Source organism: Streptomyces marincola (assembly GCF_020410765.1).
Lineage (GTDB): Bacteria > Actinomycetota > Actinomycetes > Streptomycetales > Streptomycetaceae > Streptomyces > Streptomyces marincola.
This window is the reverse complement of record NZ_CP084541.1, coordinates 5,392,239-5,418,449: the sequence shown is the minus strand read 5'-3', so window position 1 is coordinate 5,418,449 and position 26,211 is coordinate 5,392,239. Positions and strand designations below refer to the sequence as shown.

Genomic DNA, 26,211 nt, shown 5'->3' with positions numbered 1-26,211 from the left:
GGGCCGGGGGCCGCGCGGCGGGGCGTCACATCGCGGTCATCACGTGCTTCACCCGCGTGTAGTCCTCAAGGCCGTACGCGGACAGGTCCTTGCCGTAGCCCGACTTCTTGAACCCGCCGTGCGGCATCTCGCCGACCAGCGCGAGGTGCGTGTTCAGCCACACGCAGCCGAAGTCCAGGGCCTTCGACATCCGCATCGCCCTGGCGTGGTCGCGGGTCCAGACCGAGGACGCGAGCCCGTACTCCACGCCGTTGGCGTGGGCGACGGCCTCGGCCTCGTCGGTGAACTTCTGCACGGTGACGACCGGGCCGAAGACCTCCCGCTGCACGATCTCGTCGTCCTGCCGGCAGCCCGTGACGAGGGTCGGCGCGTAGAAGAAGCCCTCGTCGCCGACCCGGTGGCCGCCGGTGACGACGGTGGCGTGCGCGGGCAGGCGTTCGATGAAGCCGGACACCTTCTCCAGGTGGGCGGCGCTGTTCAGCGGGCCGTAGGAGCAGTCGGGGGCGGTCGGGTCGCCGGTGCGGACCTCGCGGACGGCCTCGGTCAGCGCCTCGACGAACGCGTCGTGCACCGACTCGTGCACGAGCACCCGGGTGGCCGCGGTGCAGTCCTGGCCGGCGTTGAAGAACCCCGCGTCGCGGATGCCCTCGGCCGCCGCCGCGAGGTCCGCGTCCTCGAACACCACGCAGGGCGCCTTGCCGCCCAGTTCCAGGTGCACGCGCTTGAGGTCCGTGGAGGCGCTCGCCGCCACCTCCGTGCCCGCCCGCACGGACCCGGTGAGGGACACCATCGCGGGCGTGGGGTGCTCGACCATCAGCCGCCCGGTGTCCCGGTCCCCGCACACGACGTTGAAGACGCCGGGCGGCAGGATCTCGCCCATCAGGCCCGCGATCAGCGCGGTCGAGGCGGGCGTGGTGTCGGAGGGCTTGAGCACCACGGTGTTGCCCGCGGCGAGCGCCGGGGCGAACTTCCACACCGCCATCATGAACGGGTAGTTCCACGGCGTGACCTGCGCGCAGACCCCGATCGGCTCGCGCCGCACGAACGAGGTGAGGCCGGCCATGTACTCGCCCGCCGCCTTGCCCTCCAGCATGCGGGCCGCGCCGGCGAAGAAGCGGAGCTGTTCGAGCACGGGCCCCAGCTCCTCCTCCCGCGTCATCTCCAACGGCTTGCCCGTGTCGCGGCACTCCGCCGCCAGCAGCTCGTCGGCGTGCGCCTCGAACGCGTCCGCGATCTTCAGCAGCGCCAGCTGCCGCTCGGCGGGCGTGGCGTCCCGCCAGGCGGGGAACGCCGCCGCGGCGGCGGCCATGGCCGCGTCCACGTCGGCGGGCCCGGAGAGCGGCGCGGTGGTGTAGGGCCGGCCGGTGACCGGGTCGACCACCTCCATCGTCCGCCCGTCCTCGGCGTCGCGGTACTTCCCGTCGATGTAGTTGCGCACGCGGCGCGGCTCGGTCGTCACGGCACCCTCCAGCCTTCCCGGTCCGGATCTCCTGCGGGCCTCACTGGCTACGCAGCCTATGCCCGGGCCCCGGTCGGGCAACACCGCCGCGAGCCACAGATTCCCCGCGCAAGCCCCCGTCGGCCAGGAAGAAATGACCTCTTCCCGCTTCCGTATGGGAGGTTTTGCGGTGAGCGGCGGGCGGTGTGCACCGTTCGGAGGATTCTTCGGACTACCCGCCGAGTCGGCGGGCGGCACCCGTCCGCGCCGTGTCACGGTGCCGAGTGGCTGTGATTCGTTTCCCCCGGCTCCCCCGGCCGCCCGTTCACCCGGCCCCGGGAGTCCTCACGCTACGAGCGGAGGTGCCGCAGACCATGGCCCCACCCGACAACGACGTGCTGTGGGCGCGCGACGTGCACTACGCCCACCACGGCTCGCCCGCCCTCCTCGGCGTCTCGCTCGGCGTCCGGCAGGGCGAGATCCTCGCCGTCACAGGACCGCGCGGCTCGGGCAAGTCCACGCTCCTCGGCTGCCTCTCCGGCCAGTTGGTGCCAGGGCGCGGGGAGGTCTGGTTCAACAGCATGCCCGTCCACACCCTCACCCCCACCTCGCGCGAACGGCTGCGCCGCGACCGGTTCGGCTGGGTCGGCGACACCCCGCAGCTCGTCGCGGAGCTGACGGCCTGGGAGAACGCGGCGCTGCCGCTGCTGCTCGCCGGCTGCGGGCACCGCAAGGCCAGGCGCACCGCGCTCGAATGGCTGGAACGCCTCGACATCGGCGACTGCGCCCGCAAACGGCCCACCGCCCTGCTCCAGGCGCAGCGGCAGCGGATCGCCATCGCCCGCGCCCTGGTCCACCAGCCGGACGTGCTGTTCGCCGACGAACCGACCGCACCGCTGCACCGCGCCGACCGGGCCCAGGTGCTGCGCACGCTGACCACCGCGGGGCGTTCGCACAGCATCACCGTGGTCATCGCCACGCACGACACCCAGGTGTCCACCTTGGCCGACCGCACCGTCGCGCTCGTCGACGGCCGCGAGTCCGGCGCGACGAACCCGGCCGCATGCTCACTCTCCGCCTAGCCCGCGGCGCCGCCCCGCCGGCCCTGTGCCGGCGGCTGCTGCTGGCCGCCGCCGCTGCCGGTGTCGGCTTCCTGCTGCTCGCCGCCCTCGCCTACGCCACCGCGCACCCGGGCGGGCGGGCGCCGGCGCTGCGGCTCGCCTGGTGCGCGGTGCCGCTGGCCGCGACCGCCCAGCTGGCCGCCGCGGTGGCCAGGGCCGATCCGGCGGCGCGCCCGCGTTCCGGCCTGGACATGGCGGGCCTCGGGCCCGCGCGGCTGCCCGCGCTCGCCGCGGCCTCCACCGCGGTCGCGGGCCTGGCCGGCAGCGTGTGCGCGCTGCTGGTCTTCCTGCACCTGCGCGGCACCGGAACGGGGCTCCCGCTGGACGGGGCCGCGGCCGAGGCTTTCGCGGCCGACCGGCCGCTGCCCCTCGGCGCGGTCCTCACCCTGCTGGCCGTCGCGCCCGCGGGCGCCGCCGCCGCCGGCGGCCTGGCGCTGCGGCGCGCCGGCGGCGGGGGCGCGCGGGCCGCGGCGGAGCCGGCGGGTTCCGCGCCGCCCGCGCTGCCGCCTGCCGGGCTGCCCTGGGGCGTCGCGCTGACCGGGGCGGGGATCGCGCTGTGCGGCTACGCGGCCGACGGCACCCTCGGGGACGACCCCGAGGGCTGGCTGCCGCTCGCGGGCGTGCTCGGCGGCACCGAACCCGGTGTGGTGGGCGGCTGGTTCATGATCGCGGCCGGCATCGTGCTGGCCGCTCCCGGTCTCGTGTGGGTGTGCGGCCGTCTGCTGTGCGGCGGCAGGCCCGGCATGCTGCGGCTGCTGGCCGGGCGGACCCTCCAAGGCGAGTCGCGGCGCATCGGCGGCCCGCTGGGCGCGCTGTGCGCCGCGACCGCCGCGCTGCTCGCGGCCCTCGAACTGGACGGGCTGCGGGAGTTCGGCCCGCTGGGGGCGCTGGGCGCCGGCGTGGTCCTGGTGTGCGCGCTCGGCACGGTCGCCACCGTGGCCGGCGCCGCGCGTGCCGACCGCAGGTCGGCCACCGCGACGCTGGCCCGCCTCGGCGCGCCGCGCGGCCTGCTGCGCGGCGCGGCGTGGCTGCGCGCTGCGGCGCTGTTCGGCGCGCTGGTGCCGCTGACCTGGCTGGCCGCGCTGCTGTTCGCGCTGCCGGGGGGCCGGTGAGCCGGCCGCGGCACGGCGGCCCGGCGCCGGGCGGAAGGGCCGCGGCGCCGGGCCGTCCCGGCGGGGCGTGGCCTCAGCGCCGGGGGCCGAAGGCCGGGAACTCCGCCTCCGCGATGGTGCCGCGCTGGACCCGCACGACCTCCGCGGGCACCCGCTCGACGCCGCGCGGCGGGGCGACACGCGCCAGGTAGAGCCCGGGCTCGACGTGCGCGAAGCCGAACCACCCCGAGCCGTCGGCCCGGCGCGTGTGCCGTTCGCCGCCTGGGGTCAGCGGGGTGAGCGTGACCTCGGCGCCGTCCAGCGGCGTGCCGTCCCGCAGGGCCAGTTCCCCGGTGATGTGGCCGTCCTCCGGCCGCGCCTTCCACGGCATGCCGGGCACCGCGGCCTCCTCGGCGAACGGTGCGTCGGGCCCGCTGGTCAACGCCTCGGCGAGCCGCTCCTGTTCGGCCGGGCGGCCCGCTTCCGGCACGTCCATGCTGGGGTTGGCGTAGGAGTAGCCGCTCCACCCGGCCGCCGTGTTGCCCGCCTCGGTGGGCGCGAGCGAGAGGCGGGCCTGGGCGAGGCTGTCGGAGACGGAGTTCAGGTACAGGGCCGGGCCGTTGACCGCCTGCCGCTCCCCCTGCGCGTCGGCCAGGTACTCCGTCCATTCGGCGAACATCCTGGCCTGGTCCTGGTTCCAGTCGCGCTTGTAGTTCATGGCGACGACCGTGTCCATGATTCCCTCGTCGAGCCAGCCCGACCAGTCCTGGAGCACCTCGCGGTAGGTGCGGGTGGTCTCCCAGCCGCCGGTGGTCTGCGGCCCGAAGCCGTAGGTGATGGCGTCCATGGACAGCCTGGCCCCCGGGTCGACCTCCCACATGCCGAGGTAGACGCGGCGCACCAGGTTGGTGACCTGGTCGCGCCGCCAGTCGCTCCACTGCGGGTCCGCCGGGTCCGGGGTGTCCGTGCGGCCGGTCGCCTGCCGGAACCGTTCCAGCGACACCTCGTTGTAGCCCCAGTCGCTGTGCGTCGTCGTGGAACTGCCGTCGGGATAGCGGATGTAGTCCAGGTTGATGCCGTCCACGTCGTACTCGCGGACGATGCTCTGGACGGCGGAGACGATGTACTCGACGGCGTCGGGGTGGCCCGGGTCGATGTAGGCGTTGGCGCCCACGAGTTCGGTGCCGTCCGCCTTCCGGTTCAGCCACCGGTCGGCGCCGGTCGCGCCGGGGCCGTGCCGGTTGAAGACGTGGTCGGCTGAACGCGGCGGGGTCGCGCTGTTCCACATGGTGTTGACGTTGACCCAGGCGTGCACTTCGAGACCGGCGGCGTGGGCCTGCTCGATGACCTCGTCCAGCGGGTCGTACGGCGCCGGGTCGATCGCCGCGTCGGTCCTGGGGTACAGGGCGCGGTTGCAGAAGCAGTCGTAGCGGCGGGCGGTCTGCACGATCAGCGCGTTGGCGTTGACGGCGAGCGCGTCGTCGATGAGCGTGCCGACCTGGTCCGGCGTGTATATGCCCTCGTTGAAGGCGTCGACCCAGTAACTGCGCCACTGCTCGGGCGGGTTGTCCTCGGCCTGCGCCGGCGCGGCGACGGCCGTGCCGGTCAGCAGTCCGGCGCAGGCGAGCAGGGTGGGCAGGAGCCGTCTCATGCGGTTCCCTCCGGGGGATGCGGATGGCGGGGTGGCTGCGGCGACAATTTACTTCGCCCCGGCCCCCGCGCCTAGACGGAAACTTTCACCTTCTCACGCGCTGTTCGCGGCGCGGTCCGGTCCCGCGGCCTGACGGTCAGTCCGCTGCCGCCGCCCCGACGCCGCCGTTCCCGTCCCCGTTGTCGTCGCCCGGCGGCAGCGCCACCACCTCGGCGGCGTCGAAGCCGACGCCCACCGCCTCGCCCTCGGCCGGCGCCGCCGCCGGCCGGCACGCGGCTTCGAGCACGGGGCCGCGTTCGGGCTCCAGGTGCAGCAGCACATGGTCGCCGCGGAAGGTCCTGGCCCTGACCACGGCCGGCAGCGCCCCGCCGAGCCGCACGCCCGGCGGCCGGATCAGCACCCGGCAGGGGCCGGGCGGCGTGCCGTCGGGCACGGGCACCGCGCCCCAGGGGGTGTCCGCGTGCCCGTCCGCGCCGACGCGCGCCCCGGCGATGTTGCGGAAGCCGAGGAAGCGCGCGACGAACGCGTCGGCGGGGCGCTGCCATACCTCCAGGGGGCTGCCCGCCTGGGCGACGCGGCCCTCGCGCATCACCAGCACCCGGTCGGCCAGGGCGAACGCCTCCCCCTGGTCGTGGGTCACGGCCAGCACGGTGGTGCCAAGGCGGCGGAACAGCTGCCGCAGCTCGACCGCCAGCCGTTCCCGCAGGTCGCGGTCGAGCTGGCCGAGCGGCTCGTCCAGCATCAGCAGCCGGGGCCGCGGCGCCAGGGCGCGGGCCAGCGCGACGCGCTGCTGCTCGCCGCCGGAGAGGCCGGAGACGGGCCGCCGCTGCGCGCCCGGCAGGCCCACCAGTTCGAGGAGTTCGGCCACGCGGCGCTCCGTCTCCGCCGCGGGCACCCGGTGCATCCGCGGCCCGAACGCGATGTTGCCGCCCACGTCCCGCTGCGGGAACAGCTGGTGGTCCTGGAACATCAGCCCCACGCCCCTGCGATGCGGCGGGACGCCCGCCTGGTCGCGGCCGTCCAGCCGGACCGTTCCGCCGTCGGGCGCGGTCAGGCCCGCCACCACGCGCAGCAGCGTGGACTTGCCGCTGCCGCTCGGGCCGAGCACGCACACCGTCTCGTGGGCCGCCATCCGCAGGTCCACGGCGTGCAGCGCGGTGCGCCGGCCGTAGGAGACGCAGACGCCGGAGAGTTCGAGCAGGGACATCAGGCCACCAGTTCGGTCGAGCGGGCCGGGCGAAGGCGCTCCAGCAGCAGCAGGGTCAGCAGGCAGGTCAGCATGAGCACGGTGCTCAGCGCCATCGCCTGCCCGTAGTTCAGCTCGCCCGCCCGGCCGAGCAGCCGGGCCACGGCGACCGGCAGCGTGGGCCGGTCGGCGCGGGCGATGAACACGGTGGCGCCGAACTCGCCGAGCGACACGGCGAACGCGAACCCCGCCGCGACGAGCAGGGCCCGCCGCACCAGCGGCAGGTCCACCTCGCGCCACGCGCGCAGCGGCGAGGCGCCGAGCACCGCGGCGGCCTCCCGCAGCCGCTCGTCCACCGCGCGCAGCACCGGCAGCATGACCCTGACCACGAACGGCACCCCCACCAGGGCCTGCGCCAGCGGCACGAGGATCCACGAGGACCGCAGGTCGAGCGGCGGCTCGTCGAGCGCGATGAGGAAGCCGAAGCCGACGGTGACCGCCGAGGTGCCCAGCGGCAGCATCAGCAGCGCGTCGAAGCCGCGCGTGAACCGCCCGGCGCGCCGGGTCAGCGCGGCGGCGGCGAGCCCGCCGACCGCGAGCGCGATCAGCGTGGCCACGGCGGCGTAGGACAGGGAGTTGCCGATCGCGTCGAGCGGGGGCACCGCGAACGTGCCGCCGTCCTCGGCGGCCAGGGCGCGGTAGTGCGTCAGCCCGTAGCCGTCGGGTCCCGACAGGGAGCGCTCCACGAGGACGGCCAGCGGCAGCACCAGCAGCAGCGCGATGACCGCGAGCGTGCCGCCGAGCAGCGCGCGGTCGGCCGCGCCGCGCGGGCGGCGTGCGGTGCGCGCCGGGTCGACGAGCGCGAGGGCGCTCTCCCTGCGCCGGACGATCCAGGAGTGCGCGGCCAGCAGCAGGCCGACGGCGGCGAACTGCACCAGCGTCAGCACCGCGGCCGTCGGCAGGTCGAGGAGTTGGGCGGTCTGCCGGTAGATCTCCACTTCGAGGGTCGCCTGCCGCGGGCTGCCCAGGATCTGCACGACGCCGAACGACGTGAACGTGAACAGGTACACCATCAGCCCGGCCGCGGCCACCGAGGGCGCGAGCGCCGGCAGCGTCACGCGCCGGAACGCGGCGAACCGGCTCGCGCCCAGGACCCGGGCGGCCTCCTCCTGCCGCGGGTCGAGCTGGGCCCACAGCCCCCCGACGGTGCGCACGACGACGGCGTAGTTGAAGAACGCGTGCGCCAGCAGGATCGCCCACACGCTGCTGTCCAGACGCATCCCCCACAGGTCGTCGAGCAGCCCGCCCCGGCCCACCAGGCCGAGGAACGCCGCCCCGATCACGACGGTGGGCAGCACGAACGGCACGGTGACGAACGCGTGCAGCAGCCGCCTGCCGGGGAAGTCAAGACGCGCGAAGACGTAGGCGCCCGGCAGCGCGAGCGCCAGCGTCAGCACCGTGGAGGCGGCGGCCTGCCACAGGGTGAACCACAGCACCTGCGCCACGCCCGGGTCCGCCAGCACCTCGGCCACCCGGCCCGGCTGCCACACCCCGTCGGGCCGCAGCCCGCGGTCGGTGATGGCCGCGACCGGGTAGGCGAAGAACAGCGCGAAGAAGGCCAGCGGACCCGCGAGCAGCGCGGCGCGGTGCGCCGCGTGCCTCATCCGAGTACCACGGAGGTCCACGTGTCGACCCAGTCGTCCCGGTGGGCGGCGATGAGTTCGGGGCCGACCGTCCACGGCTCCTCGACGACCTCGCCGTAACGGGTGAACTCCTCGGGCAGCTCGGCGTCCTCGCGCACGGGGTTGACGAACATCTGGAGCGGCATGTCCTCCTGGAACTCCCTGCTGATCAGGAAGTCGAGCAGGGCCCGGCCGCCCTCCTCGTTCGCCGCGCCGTCCAGCAGCCCGGCGAACTCGATCTGCCGGAAGCACGTGTCGGTCAGCACGCCGGTCGGCGCCTGCTCGGGGCGTTCCTCGCCGCCGTAGACGACTCCGACGGGCGGCGAGGAGGCGTAGGAGACGACGAGCGGGCGGTCGCCGTCGCCCGCGCCGGAGAACCGTTCGTTGTACGCCTGCTCCCAGCCGTCGACGACCTCGACGCCGTTGTCCGCCAGCCGCTGCCAGTAGTCCTGCCAGCCGTCCGCCCCGTACGCGGCGACGGTGCCGAGCAGGAAGCCGAGCCCCGGCGATGAGGTGGCGGCGTTCTGCACGACCAGCAGGTCCCGGTAGGCGGGGTCGGCCAGGTCGTCGAACGTCGCGGGCGGCTCAAGGTCCCGTTCCTCGAACCAGGCCCGGTCGTAGTTGACGCATATGTCACCGGTGTCCACCGGCGTGACCCGGTACTCGCCCGCGTCCAGCTGGAAGCGCTCGGGCACGGCCGCGAGCCCCTCGGCCTCGTGCGGCGTGAACACGTCCTCGTCCAGGGCGCGGGTGAGCAGGGTGTTGTCGATGCCGAACAGCACGTCGCCCTGCGGGTTGCCCCGGGAGAGCACGGCCTGGTTGACCATGACGCCGGCGTCGCCGCCGCGCAGGACGCGCACCGTGTAGCCGGTCTCCTCGGTGAACCGGTCGAGCACCGCGTCCGAGACCGTGAACGAGTCGTGCGTGACCAGGGTCACCTCGTCGCCGCCCGAGCCCTCGTCGGTGCCGCCGCAGGCGACCGCGAGCAGGCCGAGTACCGGGACGACTGTCAGGCTGCGTCTCATCGTGCCGCTTTCGTGAGGCGTGGACAGGACACGCGGGCAGCACGAGAGCGATCCGAACTTCCTACCCAGCATGATCTGGGCGAGGTTCGAGGGTCTGCGGCCGGTGCCGCACTCTCAGCGCTGCGAGCGCTCCCCTGTCGGAATGTGTGAAGACCTGGTGATCGGTCCCCCGGCCACGATAGCAGCGCGCGCTACCGCTCCGCCGCCGCGAGCTGGCCGCAGGCCCCCTCGATCTCCTGGCCCCGGGTGTCGCGGACGGTCACCGGCACGCCGTGGCGTTCGAGGCCGGCCACGAACGCGCGCTCGTCCTCGGGCCGCGACGCGGTCCACTTCGAGCCGGGCGTCGGGTTGAGCGGGATGAGGTTGACGTGGGCGCCGTGGCCGCGCAGCAGGCGGCCGAGCAGGTCGGCGCGCCACGCCTGGTCGTTGATGTCCCGGATCAGCGCGTACTCGATCGAGATGCGGCGGCCCGAACGCTCGGCGTACGCCCACGCCGCGTCGAGCACCTCCGCGACCTTCCAGCGGGTGTTGACCGGCACCAGGGTGTCGCGCAGCTCGTCGTCCGGCGCGTGCAGGGACACCGCGAGCCGGCAGGTGAACCCCTCCTCGGCGAACCGGCGCATCGCCGGCACGAGCCCGACGGTGGAGACGGTGATGCCGCGCTGCGACAGCCCGACGCCGTCAGGACCAGGGTCGGTGAGCCGGCGGATGGCGCCGGTGACGCGGCGGTAGTTCGCCAGCGGCTCGCCCATGCCCATGAAGACGATGTTGGACAGCCGCGCCGGGCCCCCCGGCACCTCGCCGTCGCGCAGCGCGCGCATGCCGTCGACGATCTGGTGCACGATCTCCGCCGTCGACAGGTTGCGGTCGAGCCCGGCCTGGCCGGTCGCGCAGAACGGGCAGTTCATCCCGCAGCCGGCCTGCGAGGACACGCACATCGTGACCCGGTCCGGGTACCGCATGAGCACCGACTCCACCAGCGTGCCGTCGTGCAGGCGCCACAGCGTCTTGCGGGTGGCGCCGTCGTCGCAGGCGAGGTGCCGCACGACGGTCATCAGCCGGGGCAGCAGCGCGCCCGCGAGGCGTTCCCTGGCCGCCGCGGGCACGTCCGTCCAGTCGGCCGGGTCATCGGTCAGGCGGGTGAAGTAGTGGCGCGACAGCTGTCGCGCTCGGAACGGCTTCTCGCCGAGCGCGGCGACCGCGTCGCGGCGTTCCGCCGGGTCGAGGTCGGCGAGGTGCCGCGGCGGCTTCGCGGCCCCGCGGGGCGCGACGAACGTCAGCTCTCCAGGTGCAGGCATGGTCCTGCCAGTGTCGCAGACGCGGCGGGGCACCCGTTACCGGCGGCGGGCCCGCCGCGGGGAACAGCGGCTACGACGCGCCGACGAAGGCGAGGAACAGCAGCCACACCACGGGGGCCGTCGGGAGCAGCGAGTCGAGGCGGTCCATGATGCCGCCGTGGCCGGGCAGCAGCCGGCCCATGTCCTTGATGCCGAGGTCGCGTTTGATCATGGACTCGCCCAGGTCGCCGAGGGTGGCGCTGAGCGCGACCCCGAGCCCGAGGACGAGGCCCTGCCACCACGTGCCGCCGTCGATCAGGAAGTGCATGCACGGCGCGCCCGCCGCCATGGCGAACACCACGGCCCCGGCAAGCCCTTCCCTGGTCTTCCCCGGGCTGATGCGCGGCGCCAGCTTGCGGCGGCCGAGGCGCCAGCCCACCGCGTAGGCACCGGTGTCGCTGACGACGGTGAGCAGCAGGAACGTGAACACCCGCCAGGAGCCGTCGTCCGCGGCCAGCATGAGCGCCACGAACGTCGCGAGGAACGGCACGTAGAACGCCACGAACACGCCGGCCGTGACGTCCCGCAGGTAGTTCTCCGGCGGCCGGACCATCCGCCACAGCAGCACCGCGAGCGCCGTCAGGGCGACGGCCACCCACGCGCCCTCGGCCCCGCCCAGATACCCGGCCAGGACCATGGCGGCGCCACCCACCGCGAGCGGCGGCAGGGGCACCCGGATGTTCTTGCTCTCGGCCAGGCGCGTGGCCAGCTCGTGCATCCCGACGACGACGGCCACCGCTATCACGCCGAGGAAGAGCGGCTTGTACACGAACAGCGCGACCAGGACCACGGCCCCGAGGCCGAGCCCGACCCCCACGGCCGCGCGCAGGTTGCGCCCCGCGCGCTTCCTCGGGCGCCGGCCCGAGCGGTCTTGACGCTGCTCCGGCTCACCGCCGGACGGGTCGGGCACGATCGACATAGGGGGAGTTTGCGTCGCCTGTCGAGTTTCGCGCACGGGACCCGCCGGAACAGGGTGCGTCCGCTCGGCCCGCCCGACCAATCCGGCGGCCGGGGGCGGCCCCCAGGATGATTCGTTCACGGATGACAGCGTCCTTCTCGGAGTCAGACTTCGAGCAGCTCGGCTTCCTTGTGCTTGAGCAGCTCGTCCACCTGCGCGACGTACCTGGCGGTGGTGTCGTCGAGCTCCTTCTCGCCCCGGCGGCCCTCGTCCTCACCGACCTCGCCGTCCTTGACGGCCTTGTCCATGATCTCCTTGGCCTTGCGCCGCACCCCGCGGATCGAGATCTTGGCGTCCTCGCCCTTGGTCCTGGCGACCTTGATGAACTCCCGGCGCCGCTCCTCGGTCAGCTCGGGAAAGACCACGCGGATGATGTGGCCGTCGTTCGTCGGGTTGACGCCGAGGTCGGAGTCCCGGATGGCCTGCTCGATGTTGCGCAGCGCGGTCTTGTCGAAGGGGGTCACCACGGCCATGCGGGCCTCGGGGACCGAGAACGACGCCAGCTGGTTGATCGGCGTCATGGTGCCGTAGTACTCGGCCACGATCTTGTTGAACATCGCCGGGTGGGCACGGCCGGTGCGGATCGCGGCCAGATCGTCCTTGGCGACTCCGACCGCCTTTTCCATCTTCTCCTCGGCTTCGAGGAGGGCTTCTTCGATCACCACGTGCTCCTGGTTCGATGTGTGTGACGTGAATGACGTTGCGTGCGGCGGGCCGCGTGCCGCTTCAGGTCCGCCGCCCCTGGCTGTTCACGAGTGTGCCGATCTTCTCACCCTTTACCGCACGGGCGATATTGCCCTCCGCGAGCAGTTCGAAGACAAGGATCGGCAGCTCGTTGTCCCGGCACAGGGTGATGGCCGTGGAATCGGCCACCTTCAGGTCCCTGGTGATGACCTCGCCGTAGTCGAGCGCGTCGTATTTCACGGCGGACGCGTTCTTCGCGGGGTCCGAGTCGTAGACGCCGTCCACGCCGTTCTTGCCCATCAGCAGCGCCTCGGCGTGAATCTCGAGTGCGCGCTGCGCGGCCGTGGTGTCGGTCGAGAAGTAGGGCATGCCCATGCCCGCGCCGAAGATGACCACGCGCCCCTTCTCCAAGTGGCGCACCGCGCGCAGCGGGATGTACGGCTCGGCGACCTGCCCCATGGTGATCGCCGTCTGCACGCGCGAGTCGATGCCCTCCTTCTCCAGGAAGTCCTGGAGGGCCAGGCAGTTCATGACGGTGCCGAGCATGCCCATGTAGTCGGAACGGGCCCGGTCCATCCCGCGCACCTGCAACTCCGCGCCGCGGAAGAAGTTGCCGCCGCCGATCACGACCGCGATCTCCGCGCCGTCCCGCACGACCGCCGCGATCTCCCTGGCCATCTTGTGCACGATGTCGGGATCGACGCCGAGTCCGCCGCCGCCGGCGAAGGCCTCACCTGACAGCTTCAGCAGGAAGCGGCGGGGTTTGTCGTCCTTGTTCATGGACCTCTCCTCGTGCACACACACCGAGGAGGCCACTGCCGGTGGACCCTTGCGGTTCCCTTGCCGGGCAATGGCCTCCTCGTCACAACTGCGGTCGCGCCGGCCGTGCGGTGCCACGGCCGGACGGCCTTCCGCCCGACAATAGCCGGGTAACGTCCGCGCCGCCGCCCAGGGCGCGGCGGCGCGGTGCGCCCGCCGAGGTCAGGCGCCGACGCGGAAGCGCGCGAAGCCGTTCAGCGCCACGCCCTCCTCGGTCAGCACCTTCTGCACGGTCTTCTTGTTGTCCTTGGCGAACGGCTGGTTCAGCACGACGTTCTCCTTGAAGAAGCCGTTCACCCGGCCCTCCACGATCTTGGGCAGGGCCGCCTCGGGCTTGCCCTCCTCGCGCGCGGTCGCCTCGGCGATGCGCCGCTCGTTCTCGACGACGTCCTCGGGCACGTCCTCCCGGGTCAGGAAGCGCGGCGCGAACGCGGCGATGTGCTGCGCGACGTCCTTGGCGGCGTCGGCGTTCTCCCGGTCCAGCTCGACCAGGACACCGACCTGCGGCGGCAGGTCAGGGCTGGTGCGGTGGAGGTAGGAGGCGACGTAACCGCCGGAGAGGCGGGCGTAGCGGTCGAGGACGATCTTCTCGCCGAGGGACGCGTTCGCCTCGTCGACGTAGTCCTTGACCGACTTGCCCGGCTCGATCTCCGAGGCGAGCAGCGTGGCCAGGTCGGCCGGCGCGGTCGCGAAGACGTGCTCGGCGATGGCCTGGGCGACCGCCTGGAACTTCTCGCCCTTGGCGACGAAGTCCGTCTCGCACTTCAGCTCGACCAGCACGCCCGAGGTGTGGTCGTCCGCGATGAGGGCGACGACCGCGCCGTTCTCCGCGGTGCGGCTCTCGCGCTTGGCCACACCCTTCTGGCCCTTGACGCGCAGGATCTCGACGGCCTTGGTGACGTCGCCCTCGGCCTCGTCCAGGGCCTTCTTGCAGTCCATCATGCCGGCGCCGGAAAGCTCCCTGAGCTTCTTGACGTCGGCGGCGGTGAAGTTCGCCATGGTTACGTGATTCTCTTCCGGGGTGTCGTTCGGATCGCTTGGCGTCAGCTGCTCTGCTCGGCGGGCGTCCCCGTCGCCTCGGCGGCGGCCGGGGCGGGCTGCTCGTCGGCCGGCTTCTCCTCGGCGGGCTGCTCAGCGGCGGGCTGCTCGTCGGCCTTGGCCTCCGCGCCCTGGAGCAGCTCGCGCTCCCACTCGGGCAGCGGCTCGCCGGCCGGCTTCTCGCCGCCCTTGGCCTCCGCGGCACCCGACCTGGCCATCAGGCCCTCCGCGACGCCGTCGGCGATCACGCGGGTGAGGAGCGTGACGGAGCGGATCGCGTCGTCGTTGCCCGGGATCTTGTAGTCGACCTCGTCGGGGTCGCAGTTGGTGTCGAGGATCGCGACGACCGGAATGTTCAGCTTGCGGGCCTCGCCGACGGCGATGTGCTCCTTCTTGGTGTCGACGATCCAGACGGCGCTGGGCACCTTCTGCATGTCGCGGATGCCGCCCAGCGTCTTCTCCAGCTTCGCCTTCTCGCGGGAGAGGACCAGCAGCTCCTTCTTCGTGAGGCCGGAGGCCGCCACGTCGTCGAAGTCGATCTGCTCCAGCTCCTTCAGGCGCTGGAGCCGCTTGTGCACGGTCGAGAAGTTGGTGAGCATGCCGCCCAGCCAGCGCTGGTTGACGTACGGCATGCCGACCCGGGCCGCCTGCTCGGCGATGGCCTGCTGGGCCTGCTTCTTCGTGCCGACGAACATGACGGTGCCGCCGTGGGCGACCGTCTCCTTGACGAACTCGTAGGCGCGGTCGATGTACGACAGCGACTGGAGCAGGTCGATGATGTAGATGCCGTTGCGCTCGGTGAAGATGAAACGCTTCATCTTCGGGTTCCAGCGGCGGGTCTGGTGCCCGAAGTGGACGCCGCTCTCCAGCAGCTCCCGCATCGTGACGACGGCCATGGCCGTTCTCCTTGTGGATGCTCGGTTGTCTGCGCCGTCCGGCCGGGCGGCGCACCTGACGCCCCGGCGCGCTGCGCCGCGGGAGTCCCCGGCAGGGGGCCGATCCGCGGACCGAGAGACGCGGCCACCGAGGCGCCGCGAAAGGACCGGGCGCCGAGGTGGCGGGGCATGCGAGGTCGATCCGTGTCTCCGGATCGCCACGAGCAGTGTACGGGACCGGAACAGGCCCGGGCGACAGGTCACCACCTCGCCCGATGGGGTGACGAGGTTGTCCACAGGCGCCGAGTTGTCCACCAAGATCCACTTCTTGGGCGCGGCTGCCCCACCTTCGGAACCGGAGGTGAGGCGGATGAACCGGCGAGGGGCGCTCGGGCGCTTCGGGGAGGACGTGGCCGTCCGGCGGCTGCGGGACACGGGGATGACGGTCCTCGATCGGAACTGGCGCTGCCGCGCTGGGGAGATCGACATCGTCGCGCAGGACCGGACGGCCGACGGCGGCGCCGCCGTGGTGATCTGCGAGGTGAAGACGCGGCGCGGCGGCGGGTTCCAGCACCCGATGGCGGCGCTGACCCCGGCCAAGGCCGACCGGCTGCGCCGTCTCGCGCACTGGTGGCTGAGCGAGCGGTGGCTCACGGTGTTCGAGCAGCCGCCGCCCGGCGGCCTGCGCATCGACCTGATCGGCGTGCTGCTGCCCCCGCGCGGGGCGCCCGTGGTCGAGCACGCGCGGGGGGTGGCGTGATGGCCTGCGCGCGGACCTGCGCGGTGGCCCTGACGGGCGTGGAGGGCGTGGTGGTCGAGGTCCAGGCCGACCTGGAGCCCGGAGTGGCCGCGTTCTCCCTCGTCGGGCTCGCGGACAAGTCGCTGAGCGAGAGCCGGGACCGCGTCCGCGCGGCCATCACCAACTCCGGTTCCCCCTGGCCGCAGAAGAAGCTGACCGTCGGCCTCAGCCCGGCCGCGGTGCCCAAGTGCGGCAGCGGCTTCGACCTGGCGGTCGCGTGCAGCGTCCTCGCCGCGGCGGAGCAGATCGATCCCGGGGCGATCGCGGACGTGATGATGATCGGCGAGCTGGCGCTCGACGGCCGGGTCAGGACCGTGCGCGGCGTGCTGCCCGCGGTGCTCGCGGCGGCCGGGGCGGGCTGCCGGCAGGTCGTGGTGCCCGAGCAGGCCGCGGGCGAGGCCGCGCTCGTGCCGGACGTCGCCGTGCTCGGCGTGCGCAGCCTGCGCCAGCTGATCGCGGTACTGCGCGGCGAACCGGTGCCAGAGGAGCCACCGCCGGACGGCAGGGGCGCGGGCCCCGCCGGGGCAGGAGCCGGCCCGCGCGAGCCGCTCGGCCTCGTCCTCGGGGGCGTGCCCGCGGGGCCGGCGCCCGACCTGGCCGACGTCTCGGGGCAGCGGACGCCGCGGCGCGCCCTCGAAGTGGCCGCCGCGGGACGGCACCACCTGCTGCTCCAGGGCGCGCCAGGGGCCGGCAAGACGATGCTCGCCGAGCGGCTTCCCGGACTGCTGCCGCCGCTGAGCAGGCGGGAGTCGCTCGAAGTGACCGCCGTGCACTCGGTGGGCGGACTCCTGCCGCCCGGCCGCGCGCTGATCGACCGGGCGCCCTACTGCGCCCCGCACCACTCCACGTCGATGGCGGCGCTCGTCGGCGGCGGCAGCGGCGTGCCCCGCCCCGGCGCGGTGTCCCTGGCCCACCACGGGGTCCTCTTCCTCGACGAGGCGGCCGAGATGAGCGGCCGGGTGCTCGACGCGCTGCGCCAGCCGCTGGAGTCCGGGTACGTCGTGGTGGCCAGGGCGGCCGGCGCGGTGCGGATGCCCGCGCGGGTGCTCCTGGTCCTGGCCACCAATCCGTGCCCGTGCGGCAGGCACGGCTCGGCCGGCGAGCCCTGCCTGTGCCCGCCGAGCGCCGTCACGCGTTACCGGGCCAGGCTGTCGGGGCCGCTGCTCGACCGCGTCGACCTGCGGGTGCGGGTGGAGCCGGTGAGCCGGGCCGAGCTGACCGCGCGGGTGCCCGGCGAGTCCACCGCGGTCGTGGCGGAACGGGTGCGGGCGGCCCGCGAGCGGGCCGGGGCCCGCTACGCGGACACGGGCTGGCGCGCCAACGGCGAGGTGCCGGGGCACGAGCTGCGCACCAGGTGGGCGCCGGGGCCCGGCGCGCTGGCGCGCGCGGAGCGCGACCTGGAGCGCGGTCTGCTGACCGCCAGGGGCCTCGACCGGGTGCTGCGCGTGGCGTGGACGGTGGCGGACCTCGCGGGGCGCGGCCGGCCCACCGCCGAGGACGTCGACGCCGCACTCGAACTGCGGACCGGCGTGCGCCGGGGCGCGGGCGTCGCGGGATCCCTGCCGTGAGCGGGCCCGACGCGCGGGACCGGCTGGCCAGGGCCGCGCTCGCGCGCATCACGGAACCGGGCGACGAACGCGTGGGGCGCTGGCTCGCCGAGGTGGGGCCCGTGCGGGCGTGGGAGTCGCTGCGGGACGGCGGGCAGCCGCCGGCGCGCACCGGCGCCGAGCGCTGGGCCGGGATGCGGCTGCGAGCCGCGCACACCCGCCCGGCGGCCGATCTCGAACGGATCGCCGCGCTCGGTGGCCGCTTCCTGTGCCCGGGCGACCGGGAGTGGCCGAGTCAGCTCGACGACCTGGGACCCGGCCGCCCGATCGGCCTGTGGGTGCGCGGGCCGTGCTCCCTGCGGTTCGTCGCGTTGCGCTCGGTCGCGCTCGTGGGCTCGCGGGCCTGCACGGACTACGGGGCGTACGTCGCCGCCGACCTGGCGACGGCGCTGGCCGAGCGCGGCTGGACGGTGGTCTCAGGTGCCGCGCACGGCGTGGACGGGGCGGCGCACCGCGGGGCGCTCGCGGTGGGCGGCTCGACGGTCGCGGTGCTGGCCTGCGGCGTGGACGTCGGCTATCCGGCCGCGCACCGGGAGCTGATCGGCCGGATCGCGCGTTCGGGACTGCTGGTGGCGGAGCTGGCGCCGGGTGCGCAGCCGACGCGGGGGCGCTTCGTCCAGCGGAACCGGGTGATCGCCGCGCTCACCCGGGGCACGGTCGTGGTGGAGGCGGCCGGGCGCAGCGGCTCGCTGATCACCGCGCGGCACGCCCGCCGGCTCGGCCGGCACCTGATGGCGGTGCCGGGGCCGGTCACCTCGGGTCTTTCCGCCGGGGCGCACCGCCTGATCAGGGGCGAGGCGACGCTCGTCCGCGATGCCGCCGACATCGTCGAACTCGTGGGCGACATGGGGGAGCTGGCCTCCGAGGACACCGGTCCTGCCGTGCCGCGGGATTTGCTGGCGCCACCCACCGGGCTGGTGCTCGACGCGCTGCCCGCGACACGTCCCGCGACGGTCGAGCAGGTGGCCGCGAGCGCCTGCACCAGCCCGGGGGCGGCCGAGGCCAGGCTGAAGGAGCTGCACTCCCTCGGTTTCGTCGAACGCGTGGCCGACCGCTGGCAGTTGTGCCGGGGCGGCCCCCGACACGCGGACGGCCCCGCGATCCGCGCGGGGGCGGGGCCATAACCCCACGGTGCGGCCAGCGGAACGTATCTGCGCATACCTCCGGGAACGTCACGTGCGCAAAGCGACCCCGCAGTCACGCTACGCTCACAGGGTTTTCGCCGCCCTCGGCCGGCACCCCCCGCACGCACCACCGAAGAACGGCTCAAGACAACGCATGCCACAGCACTTCCTGGGGCCCAAGCACGCGGCTCCGGCAGCACGGGCCGCGGCGGACGGCGCCACGACCCCCGCCGCCCCCACCGCGCTCGCCGAGCTGTGGCGCTCGTACAAGGCCACCGGCGACGAGCGGCTCAGGGAGCAGCTGATCCTGCACTACAGCCCGCTGGTCAAGTACGTGGCCGGCCGGGTCAGCGTGGGCCTGCCGTCGAACGTGGAGCAGGCGGACTTCGTCTCCTCCGGGGTGTTCGGGCTCATCGACGCCATCGAGAAGTTCGACCCGGAGCGGTCGATCAAGTTCGAGACGTACGCCATCACCCGTATCCGCGGCGCGATGATCGACGAACTGCGGGCACTGGACTGGATTCCCCGGTCGGTGCGGCAGAAGGCCCGCGCCATCGAACGGGCCTACGCCACGCTGGAGGCGTCCCTGCGGCGCACGCCGTCGGAGCCCGAGGTGGCGGCCGAGATGGAGATCTCACTGGAGGAACTGCACGCCGTCTTCGGCCAGTTGTCGCTGGCCAACGTCGTGGCCCTGGAGGAGCTGCTGCACTCGGGGCCGGAGGGCGGCGACCGGCTGAGCCTGATGGACACGCTGGAGGACACCGCGGCGGACGATCCGGTCGAGGTGGCCGAGGACCGCGAGCTGCGCCGACTGCTCGCCCGCGCCGTGAACACCCTGCCGGAACGGGAGAAGACCGTGGTCACCCTCTACTACTACGAGGGACTGACCCTCGCGGAGATCGGCGAGGTGCTGGGCGTGACGGAGAGCAGGGTGAGCCAGATCCACACCAAGTCCGTGCTCCAACTGCGCGCCAAGCTCGCCGACCTCAGAGGGTGAACGCCGAAGCGGCGCACGCGCGTTCCCCTGCCCCGTCGCGACGCCCGGCACGCACCCCGGCCCGGCGGCCCGAGGGCACGGCCGCCCTGCCTGCGTCCGGCGCGGCGCCGCGTCGGACGCCGTGCGCTGTTCTGCCGGGGACCACGGACAGCCCTTAGAGTGAGGAGGTGCCCAGGATCCGAGCGGCCACGGTGGCCGAGCACCGCAGAATGCAGCGCGGCGCCCTGCTCGACGCCGCCAGAGCCCTGCTGGCCGAAGGCGGCGTCGAGGCGATGACCTTCCCGGCCCTCGCCCGGCGCACCGGACTCGCCAGGTCCTCGGTGTACGAGTACTTCCCGTCCCGCGCCGCCCTGGTGGAGGAGCTGTGCGCGGTCGACCTGCCCTTGTGGGCCGCCGAGATCGAGGCCGCGATGACCGTGGCCGGCAGTCCTCGGGACAAGATCGCGGCGTATGTGGGGCGGCAGCTCGCGCTCGCCACGGACAGCCACCACCGGGCTCTGATGGCCCTGGCCGCCGGCGACCGGGAGGCCGCCGCGGCGGCCGGTCTGCCACCCGACGCCGCGTGGGAGCGGATCAGGGCGGCGCACGCCGGCCTGATGGACATGGTCGTCGCGGTCCTGGCCGACCTGGGCCACGCCGAGCCGCGCGTGACGGCGGCCCTGCTCCAGGGCGTGGTCGACGCCGCGGTCCACTGCGCGGCCTCGCCCTCGCCGCCGCCGGTCGACCGGCTCACGGCGGACGCGGTGCGCTTCGCGCTCGACGGGGTGGCGGGACCGCTCCTCCGGCAGCAGGACACCCTCGACGGGCAGCAGCCTGGAGGGCCCGCGTAGCGGACGCGGCAGCAGGGAGAGCGGATCGAGATAGGCCTTCCCGCGCAGCAGCCCCCAGTGCAGGCAGGGGCCGGCGCAGTGGAACGGCCCGGCCGCCAGCGTGCCGACCCGCGCGCCCGCCGCGACCCGGTCCCCCACCGCGACCGTCGCGAGAACCGGCTCGTAGGTGAGGCGCAGGCCGTCGGGAACGCCAGGGCCCGCGGTCAGCTCGATGGTGAGCACGCCGCGTCCGGCGACCCGCCCGGCGAAGGCGACCGTGCCGTCGGCCGCCGCGCGCACGGGCGCCCCCGGCACCGTCACGAGGTCGACCCCGCGGTGTCCCGCGGCCCAGGGCCGCGGCGGCGGCTCCCAGAAGCGGCCGATCAGCGGGCGCGCCGCACCGTCGGCGCCCGGCACCGGCCAGTGGGCCGCGGGGGCCGCCCGGCCGGGGCCCGGGGCGTCCGCCGGCAGCCGAGGTGCGGCGGAGGCGACCAGCAGGATCACGGAAAGGAACGCACCGATGACCGTCATGCGGGCAGAGTGCCGCACCCGGCGCCGCCGGAACGGCCCGCGCCGCGATCTGTGGACACGTCCGCGCCTGTGGACAACCCCGTCCCCCGTTCGGGTGAACTCCCAGGTCAGTCGTTCCGCTCGCCGCCGCCGAACCCGGAGTCCTCGGGCAGGTCGAGTTCGCTGCGGTTCAGCTCCTCGATGTTCACGTCCTTGAACGTCAGCACGCGCACCTGCTTGACGAAACGCGCGGGCCTGTACATGTCCCACACCCACGCATCGGCCATGGAGACCTCGAAGAACACCTCACCCTGCACCGAGTGCACCTGCATCTCGTAATCGTTCGTGAGGTAGAAACGCCGCTCCGTCTCGATCACATACGTGAATAGCCCGACCACGTCGCGGTACTCCCGGTAGAGCTTCAGCTCCATCTCGGTCTCGTACTTTTCGAGGTCTTCGGCACTCATGGCGTGATCCCCTTCAGCCGTGCGTTCCCTCATTGTGCGTCACCGGCGGCGTCAGCACGCCGTGGCGGTGCGGTCCCAGCCCGGCGCCGGGCCGAACGCCCCAGGACCGCGCCGACGACGATGAGCAGCGCACCGCTCGTGGTCGCCCAGAAAATCGGCCGCAGCGGCCCGGAGCCCGACGCTCCGCCCGGCAGGTCCCCGAAGCCCCCGGGCGCCGCGAGCAAGCCGAAACGATCCGGCGGCCAGACCGTGGCCTCGACCCGCCCGGAGACCGCGTCGCGCGGAACCGTTCCCGCACCCGCCTCGTCGAGCAGGCTCCGCGAGTCGAGCGAATCCGTCCGGTCGTCCCCGAGCAGGAACAGCTCCCCCTCGGGCACCGCCGCCTCGAAGCGCACGGGCGCGGCGGCGTACTCCTCGTCCAGGTACGGCTCCTCGACCGGAGTGCCGTTCACCGTGAGCAGCCCGTCCTCGGCGCAGCAGGCGACGGTGTCCCCGCCCACGCCGACGACGCGCTTGAGCATCAGCGCCTCGCCCCAGGCCGCGTCGCGGAACACCACGACGTCACCGCGCCTGACGTCGCCGCCGTCGATGCGCTCCGCGAGCACGCGGTCGCCCGACGCGACCGAGGGAGCCATCGAACCGGTCGGCACCGTGTACGGCTGGTACAGCACGGCCGCCAGGACGAAGCCGCCCAGCAGCAGCACGCACCCGACGCCCACGGCGAGGCCGGAGAGCACCCGGCCGGCCCGCCCACCGCGGCCCGCGACTGTGCCCATGGAGGCCCCCTCCCGCTCGCTGCCCGGAAGGCCGACCCTATCCGGACGGCGGGCGCGGGGGGAGTCAGCCCCGGCGTTCCGCGCCGGACTCCCGCTCGCCTTCCGGCTCCGGCGCGGCCGGACCGGCGGCCCGCGGCCCCTGGTCCGCCGCGGCGGCGACCGCCCGGTCGAGCAGCCTGCGCCGGCGCCACAGCACGAGCGGCAGCGCCCCCGCCACGCCGAGCGCCGCCGGCGACAGCGCGGCGGCAGCCGCGTCGCCGACGGCTCCGTAGCCGTCGGGCACCGGCAGCGTGCTCCACCGGCCCACGGGCCAGGCGATCACGACGGCGCGGCCGACCACCTCGCTCACGGGCACGGTGCCGCCCGAGAGGTTCTGGTGGAAGCGGGAGTCGAGCGAGTCCTGCCGGTGGTCGCCCATCACCCACAGCTCGCCGTCCGGGATGGTGATCGGGCCGAACGGCCGGTCGCCGCACGGGGTGTTGCCCGGGAAGAGGTAGTCGCTCTCGTCCAGCGTCTCGCCGTTCACCGTGACCAGGCCGTTCTCCGCGCAGGCGACCTCGTCGCCGCCGATCGCGATGACGCGCTTGATCAGGTCCTGGTCCTCGGCCGAGGGCATCAGGCCGATCCAGCTCAGCGCGTTCTGCACGGCCGTGCCGAGGCCGCCCTCGCTCTCGGGGCTGTCGCCGAGCCAGCCGCCCGGGTCGTGGAACACGACGACCTCGCCGCGCTCGGGCTCGGCGCCGAACCACGGCGTCAGCTTGTCCACCAGCACCCGGTCGCCCTGCTGGAGCGTGTTCTGCATGGAGTTCGACGGGATGGAGAACGCCTGCACCAGGAACGTCTTGATCAACAGCGCCAGGACGATGGCGATGCCGATCAGGATCGGCAGCTCCTTCCAGAACGAGCGCTGCTTCGCGGCACGCTTGCGCCGCTCCCTACGGCTCTCCTGGGTCTCGGGCACGTCCTCGCCCGGGGCGGAGCCGGGATCCGAGCCGGAGCCGGGCGCGCCGGGCGCCGCACCGGGGGAGTCGCCGCCGGAGGGGGTGGCCCCCGGTGGCTGCGGGCGGTTCTCCGGGTCGTCGTCCGAGCCGGATCGCGCATCCACCGCTACATCCCCCACATTCGCTCCTCACGCTCCGCTCCGGCCTGCCCGACGTCCGGAGCAGGCCCACCACTCCCATAACGAGCGGGAGTTCCGCAGGGATCGGGAGTCGCGCTATTTGATTGCCGGGACCGATGGCATTCTCGCCTCCGGTGGCCCGTGCGTCGACCGCGCCGGCGGCGGCATCGGGCACATCCGCGAACGCCTCCGTGCCGCCCAGGTGCTGCCAGCGTCCGAGCGGCCAGGCGATCACGACCGCTCGGCCGACGACTGAGTCCACCGGTACGGTACCTTGCCCTTCGTCATCCAGGTGATACCGGGAGTCGGCCGAATTCGCACGGTGGTCGCCCATGACGAACAGCCGCCCGTCCGGCACGGTCACCTCGAACTCGATCCGCGAGGGCTCGTTCCCCGGGTAGAGGTACGGCTCGTCGAGCCCGGTGCCGTTGACGGTGACCCGCCCGCGCTCGTCGCAGCAGACCACGGTGTCACCGCCGACGGCGATGACGCGCTTGATCAGGTCCTGGTCGTCCTCGCTCGGCAGCAGCCCGACCCACGCGAGCGCCTGCTGGACGTGCCGTATCCCGAACGGCGCCTGCCCGCCCTCCTCCTGCGCGACCGCCCCCGGCTCCAGCCAGCCGCCCGGGTCCGCGAAGACGACGACGTCGCCCCGGGAGGGCTCCCAGCCGAACCAGGGCGTCAGTTTGTCGACAAGTACCCGGTCGTCCACCTGGATCGTCTGTTCCATGGAACCGGAAGGGATGACGAACGCCTGCACCAGGAACGTCTTGAGCGCCAGCGCGATGATCAGCGCGGTGCCGACGAGTATGGGTATCTCCCGCGTGGCCCGCAGCCGCTTGCGGCGTTTGATGCGCTTGGCGGCCCGGCGCCGGTCCGCGCGCCCCTCCCCCGGCCCGCGCAGCGTGGGGCGCGCCTCGTCGCCCGCGGTCGACCGCGCCGCCGACCGGTCGGCCGCGGCGCCGGCCCCGGCACTCCACCGTCGGCCCGGCCTGGGCTTTCCCCGTTCACCCATGGGCCGACCGCAGCCATCCCCATCGGTCGACCGGCCAGCCGATCAGCTCGACACGGCCGATCACCTTGTCGACGGGCACGGTGCCGCCGCCCGGGGCCCCCAGGTACTCCCGGGAGTCCGCCGAGTCGGAACGGTGGTCGCCCATCACCCACAGGCGCCCCTCGGGGACCTCGATGTCGAACTCGACCCGCGAGGGCTCGTCCCCCGGGTACAGGTACGGCTCCGCCAGGGGCTCGCCGTTGACCTCGACGCGGCCCCGCTCGTCACAGCACCGCACCCGGTCCCCGCCGACCCCGATGACGCGCTTCACGTAGTCGGTCTCCGATCCCGTGGCCAGCCCGACCGCTCCGCCGGCCCCGCGCAGCAGGCGGCCGAACAGGCCGGGGTCCGAATCCCCGGCCACGAACGATCCCGTGCCGTCGAACACGATGACGTCCCCGCGCCTGATCTCGCCACCGAAGCGGTAGGCGAGCTTGTTCACGATGACCCGGTCCCCGACCTGGAGCGTGGCCTCCATCGAGCCGCTGGGAATGAGGAACGGCTGCATCACGAACGTGCTGGTGAGCACCGAGAGCACCAGCGTGCTCAGCGCCACCACCACCCACAGACGCACGGAGCGCGACCACCGAAGCCAGACCTTCACCGGTCCGGCGGGGCGGTCGCGCTCCGGGGGCTGCGCGTCGGAATCGGTCACGCCGCGATCGTAACCGGCGGCGCGGGCGGGTCAGTTCTCCCGCTTCTCCTTGATCTTGGCGGCCTTGCCGCGCAGGTTGCGCAGGTAGTAGAGCTTGGCGCGGCGGACGGCGCCGCGGGTCACGAGCTCGATCTTCTCCACGACCGGGGTGTGCACGGGGAAGGTCCGCTCGACACCGACGCCGAAGCTGACCTTGCGCACGGTGAAGGTCTCCCGGACGCCGGAGCCCTGGCGGCGGATCACGACGCCCTTGAACTGCTGCACGCGGGACCGGTTGCCCTCGATGACGCGCACGTGCACGTTGACGGTGTCACCCGGGCGGAAGGCCGGGATGTCGTCCCGCAGGGACGCGGAATCGACGTTGTCCAGGAGGTTCATGGCCTGCTGCTTTCCTCGCCGATGCCACAGGTCATCAGCGGAAACGATCGTGCTGGTGGATTGGGTGCGCCCAGCCGCGCCGACGGGCGGCGGTCCCCCTGTGGCAGGGTCGCGCGCCGGATGCGGGCAGGGCCAGCGGCCTATTCTTCCACGTCCGCCGACGGGCGCCCAAATCGGCCGTCCGGTCCCTGCCGCCAGCCGAGGGCGGACAGGGTCGCGCGGTCGTGCTTGTCGAACGCCGCGGGGTCGGCCCCCTCGACCAGGTCGGGCCGGGTTTCGCTGGTCCTGCGCAGCGCCTCGTCGCGGCGCCACCGCGCGATCCGGCCGTGATGGCCGCTGACCAGCACCTCGGGAACCCCGCGCCCGCGCCACTCGGGCGGCTTGGTGTAGACGGGGCCCTCCAGGAGGCCGGCCATCGGACCGGGCGCGAAGGAGTCGTCCCGGTGCGACTGCGCGTTGCCGAGCACCCCGGGCAGCAGGCGCGCGACGGCCTCGACCATGACGAGCACGGGGGCCTCGCCACCGGCGAGCACGTAGTCGCCGATGGACAGCTCGCGCACCTCAAGGCGTGCCCCGTAGTGCTCGACGACCCGCCGGTCGATGCCCTCGTACCGGGCCGGAGTGAAGATCAGCCAGGGCTCGGCCGCCAGTTCGTGCGCGACCTCCTGCGTGAACGGCCGCCCGCTCGGGGTCGGAACGACGAGCACGGGCGGGCGGCCCCGCGGCTCGGGGCCGGAGGCGAGCACGGCGTCCAGCGCCTCGCCCCACGGCTCGGGCTTCATCACCATGCCGGGGCCGCCGCCGTAGGGGGTGTCGTCGACGGTGTGGTGCCGGTCGTGCGCCCAGGCGCGCAGGTCGTGCACCCGGACGTCGAGCAGCCCCGCCGCGCGGGCCTTGCCGACGAGCGAGACCCCGAGCGGGTCCAGGTACTCGGGGAAGATCGTGACGATGTCGAGCCGCATGCCGCGCCCCGGCGCGTCCCCTTCTCCCGGCCCGTCCGGCTCCGCGGT

General features: G+C 73.9%; 24 protein-coding genes and 2 pseudogenes. 7 read left to right on the top strand and 19 right to left on the bottom strand.

The features are described from left to right. Positions 1-25 precede the first annotated feature (25 nt). Positions 26-1,459: a gamma-aminobutyraldehyde dehydrogenase gene (locus tag LC193_RS23970; RefSeq protein WP_226077359.1), complete on the bottom strand. Its 1,434-nt coding sequence runs from the start codon at positions 1,457-1,459 to the stop codon at positions 26-28. A gap of 434 nt (positions 1,460-1,893) precedes the next feature. Here LC193_RS23970 and LC193_RS23965 point away from each other — a divergent pair. Continuing rightward, a pseudogene (locus LC193_RS23965) lies at positions 1,894-2,520 on the top strand (ABC transporter ATP-binding protein); the annotation flags it as partial. Then, on the top strand, positions 2,502-3,671 hold the full coding sequence (locus LC193_RS23960) for a hypothetical protein (protein WP_226077357.1): 1,170 nt from the start codon (positions 2,502-2,504) through the stop codon (positions 3,669-3,671). The pseudogene LC193_RS23965 and the gene LC193_RS23960, both read left to right, overlap by 19 nt. A gap of 73 nt (positions 3,672-3,744) precedes the next feature. Here LC193_RS23960 and LC193_RS23955 read toward each other — a convergent pair whose 3' ends face one another. The 10 genes from LC193_RS23955 to rpsB form a co-directional block, all read right to left on the bottom strand. Next, positions 3,745-5,301, bottom strand: coding sequence for a family 10 glycosylhydrolase (locus LC193_RS23955; RefSeq protein WP_226077355.1), 1,557 nt, complete (start codon positions 5,299-5,301; stop codon positions 3,745-3,747). Positions 5,302-5,437: 136 nt separating this feature from the next. Further along, positions 5,438-6,508: an ABC transporter ATP-binding protein gene (locus tag LC193_RS23950; protein WP_226077353.1), complete on the bottom strand. Its 1,071-nt coding sequence runs from the start codon at positions 6,506-6,508 to the stop codon at positions 5,438-5,440. After that, entirely contained in the window at positions 6,508-8,151 is a 1,644-nt protein-coding gene (locus LC193_RS23945; protein WP_226077351.1) for an ABC transporter permease, read from the bottom strand. Before LC193_RS23945 ends, LC193_RS23950 begins: the two co-directional genes overlap by 1 nt. Then, complete coding sequence (locus tag LC193_RS23940) at positions 8,148-9,194, bottom strand: thiamine ABC transporter substrate-binding protein (RefSeq protein ID WP_226077349.1); 1,047 nt, start codon at positions 9,192-9,194, stop codon at positions 8,148-8,150. The genes LC193_RS23945 and LC193_RS23940 overlap by 4 nt, the downstream gene beginning before the upstream one ends. A gap of 191 nt (positions 9,195-9,385) precedes the next feature. Further along, the gene (gene rlmN, locus LC193_RS23935) at positions 9,386-10,492 is read right to left on the bottom strand and encodes a 23S rRNA (adenine(2503)-C(2))-methyltransferase RlmN (protein ID WP_226077347.1); all 1,107 of its coding nucleotides are present in this window, start codon (positions 10,490-10,492) and stop codon (positions 9,386-9,388) included. Between the two features lie 70 nt (positions 10,493-10,562). After that, positions 10,563-11,570 (bottom strand): phosphatidate cytidylyltransferase, encoded by a 1,008-nt coding sequence (locus tag LC193_RS23930; RefSeq protein ID WP_226077345.1) that lies wholly within the window; start codon positions 11,568-11,570, stop codon positions 10,563-10,565. Between the two features lie 23 nt (positions 11,571-11,593). Beyond that, entirely contained in the window at positions 11,594-12,151 is a 558-nt protein-coding gene (frr, locus tag LC193_RS23925; RefSeq protein WP_226077343.1) for a ribosome recycling factor, read from the bottom strand. A 64-nt stretch (positions 12,152-12,215) separates the two neighbouring features. Then, positions 12,216-12,953 (bottom strand): UMP kinase, encoded by a 738-nt coding sequence (pyrH, locus tag LC193_RS23920; protein WP_226077341.1) that lies wholly within the window; start codon positions 12,951-12,953, stop codon positions 12,216-12,218. Between the two features lie 201 nt (positions 12,954-13,154). After that, positions 13,155-13,991, bottom strand: a complete 837-nt coding sequence (gene tsf / locus LC193_RS23915; protein WP_226077339.1) for a translation elongation factor Ts — start codon at positions 13,989-13,991, stop codon at positions 13,155-13,157. 44 nt (positions 13,992-14,035) lie between these two features. After that, positions 14,036-14,926, bottom strand: a complete 891-nt coding sequence (gene rpsB, locus LC193_RS23910) for a 30S ribosomal protein S2 (RefSeq protein ID WP_226077337.1) — start codon at positions 14,924-14,926, stop codon at positions 14,036-14,038. A gap of 349 nt (positions 14,927-15,275) precedes the next feature. Here rpsB and LC193_RS23905 point away from each other — a divergent pair, with 349 nt between their 5' ends. From LC193_RS23905 to LC193_RS23885, 5 genes are all read left to right on the top strand, one after another. After that, positions 15,276-15,665 carry a YraN family protein gene (locus LC193_RS23905; RefSeq protein ID WP_226077335.1) on the top strand — a complete coding sequence of 130 codons (390 nt, stop codon included), beginning with the start codon at positions 15,276-15,278 and terminating at the stop codon, positions 15,663-15,665. Continuing rightward, the gene (locus tag LC193_RS23900; RefSeq protein WP_226077333.1) at positions 15,665-17,272 is read left to right on the top strand and encodes a YifB family Mg chelatase-like AAA ATPase; all 1,608 of its coding nucleotides are present in this window, start codon (positions 15,665-15,667) and stop codon (positions 17,270-17,272) included. Before LC193_RS23905 ends, LC193_RS23900 begins: the two co-directional genes overlap by 1 nt. After that, positions 17,269-18,435, top strand: a complete 1,167-nt coding sequence (gene dprA, locus LC193_RS23895) for a DNA-processing protein DprA (RefSeq protein WP_226077332.1) — start codon at positions 17,269-17,271, stop codon at positions 18,433-18,435. Before LC193_RS23900 ends, dprA begins: the two co-directional genes overlap by 4 nt. A gap of 154 nt (positions 18,436-18,589) precedes the next feature. After that, on the top strand, positions 18,590-19,432 hold the full coding sequence (whiG, locus tag LC193_RS23890; protein WP_226077331.1) for an RNA polymerase sigma factor WhiG: 843 nt from the start codon (positions 18,590-18,592) through the stop codon (positions 19,430-19,432). A gap of 191 nt (positions 19,433-19,623) precedes the next feature. After that, positions 19,624-20,262, top strand: a complete 639-nt coding sequence (locus LC193_RS23885) for a TetR/AcrR family transcriptional regulator (RefSeq protein ID WP_226078863.1) — start codon at positions 19,624-19,626, stop codon at positions 20,260-20,262. A gap of 81 nt (positions 20,263-20,343) precedes the next feature. Here the strand turns inward: LC193_RS23885 and LC193_RS23880 are convergent. The 8 genes and pseudogenes from LC193_RS23880 to trmD form a co-directional block, all read right to left on the bottom strand. Further along, a pseudogene (locus LC193_RS23880) lies at positions 20,344-20,772 on the bottom strand (peptidoglycan DD-metalloendopeptidase family protein); the annotation flags it as partial. A gap of 107 nt (positions 20,773-20,879) precedes the next feature. After that, positions 20,880-21,218, bottom strand: coding sequence for a DUF2469 domain-containing protein (locus LC193_RS23875; protein WP_226077330.1), 339 nt, complete (start codon positions 21,216-21,218; stop codon positions 20,880-20,882). A 29-nt stretch (positions 21,219-21,247) separates the two neighbouring features. Beyond that, positions 21,248-21,994, bottom strand: a complete 747-nt coding sequence (lepB, locus tag LC193_RS23870) for a signal peptidase I (protein WP_226077329.1) — start codon at positions 21,992-21,994, stop codon at positions 21,248-21,250. Positions 21,995-22,058: 64 nt separating this feature from the next. Then, positions 22,059-22,955 carry a signal peptidase I gene (gene lepB, locus LC193_RS23865; protein WP_226077328.1) on the bottom strand — a complete coding sequence of 299 codons (897 nt, stop codon included), beginning with the start codon at positions 22,953-22,955 and terminating at the stop codon, positions 22,059-22,061. Next, complete coding sequence (gene lepB, locus LC193_RS23860; protein ID WP_226077327.1) at positions 22,930-24,129, bottom strand: signal peptidase I; 1,200 nt, start codon at positions 24,127-24,129, stop codon at positions 22,930-22,932. The genes lepB (LC193_RS23865) and lepB (LC193_RS23860) overlap by 26 nt, the downstream gene beginning before the upstream one ends. Further along, positions 24,122-24,823, bottom strand: a complete 702-nt coding sequence (gene lepB / locus LC193_RS23855; protein WP_226077325.1) for a signal peptidase I — start codon at positions 24,821-24,823, stop codon at positions 24,122-24,124. Before lepB (LC193_RS23855) ends, lepB (LC193_RS23860) begins: the two co-directional genes overlap by 8 nt. A gap of 30 nt (positions 24,824-24,853) precedes the next feature. Further along, complete coding sequence (rplS, locus tag LC193_RS23850) at positions 24,854-25,201, bottom strand: 50S ribosomal protein L19 (protein WP_226077323.1); 348 nt, start codon at positions 25,199-25,201, stop codon at positions 24,854-24,856. A gap of 140 nt (positions 25,202-25,341) precedes the next feature. Continuing rightward, positions 25,342-26,163: a tRNA (guanosine(37)-N1)-methyltransferase TrmD gene (gene trmD / locus LC193_RS23845; protein WP_226078862.1), complete on the bottom strand. Its 822-nt coding sequence runs from the start codon at positions 26,161-26,163 to the stop codon at positions 25,342-25,344. Between the last annotated feature and the right edge of the window lie 48 nt (positions 26,164-26,211).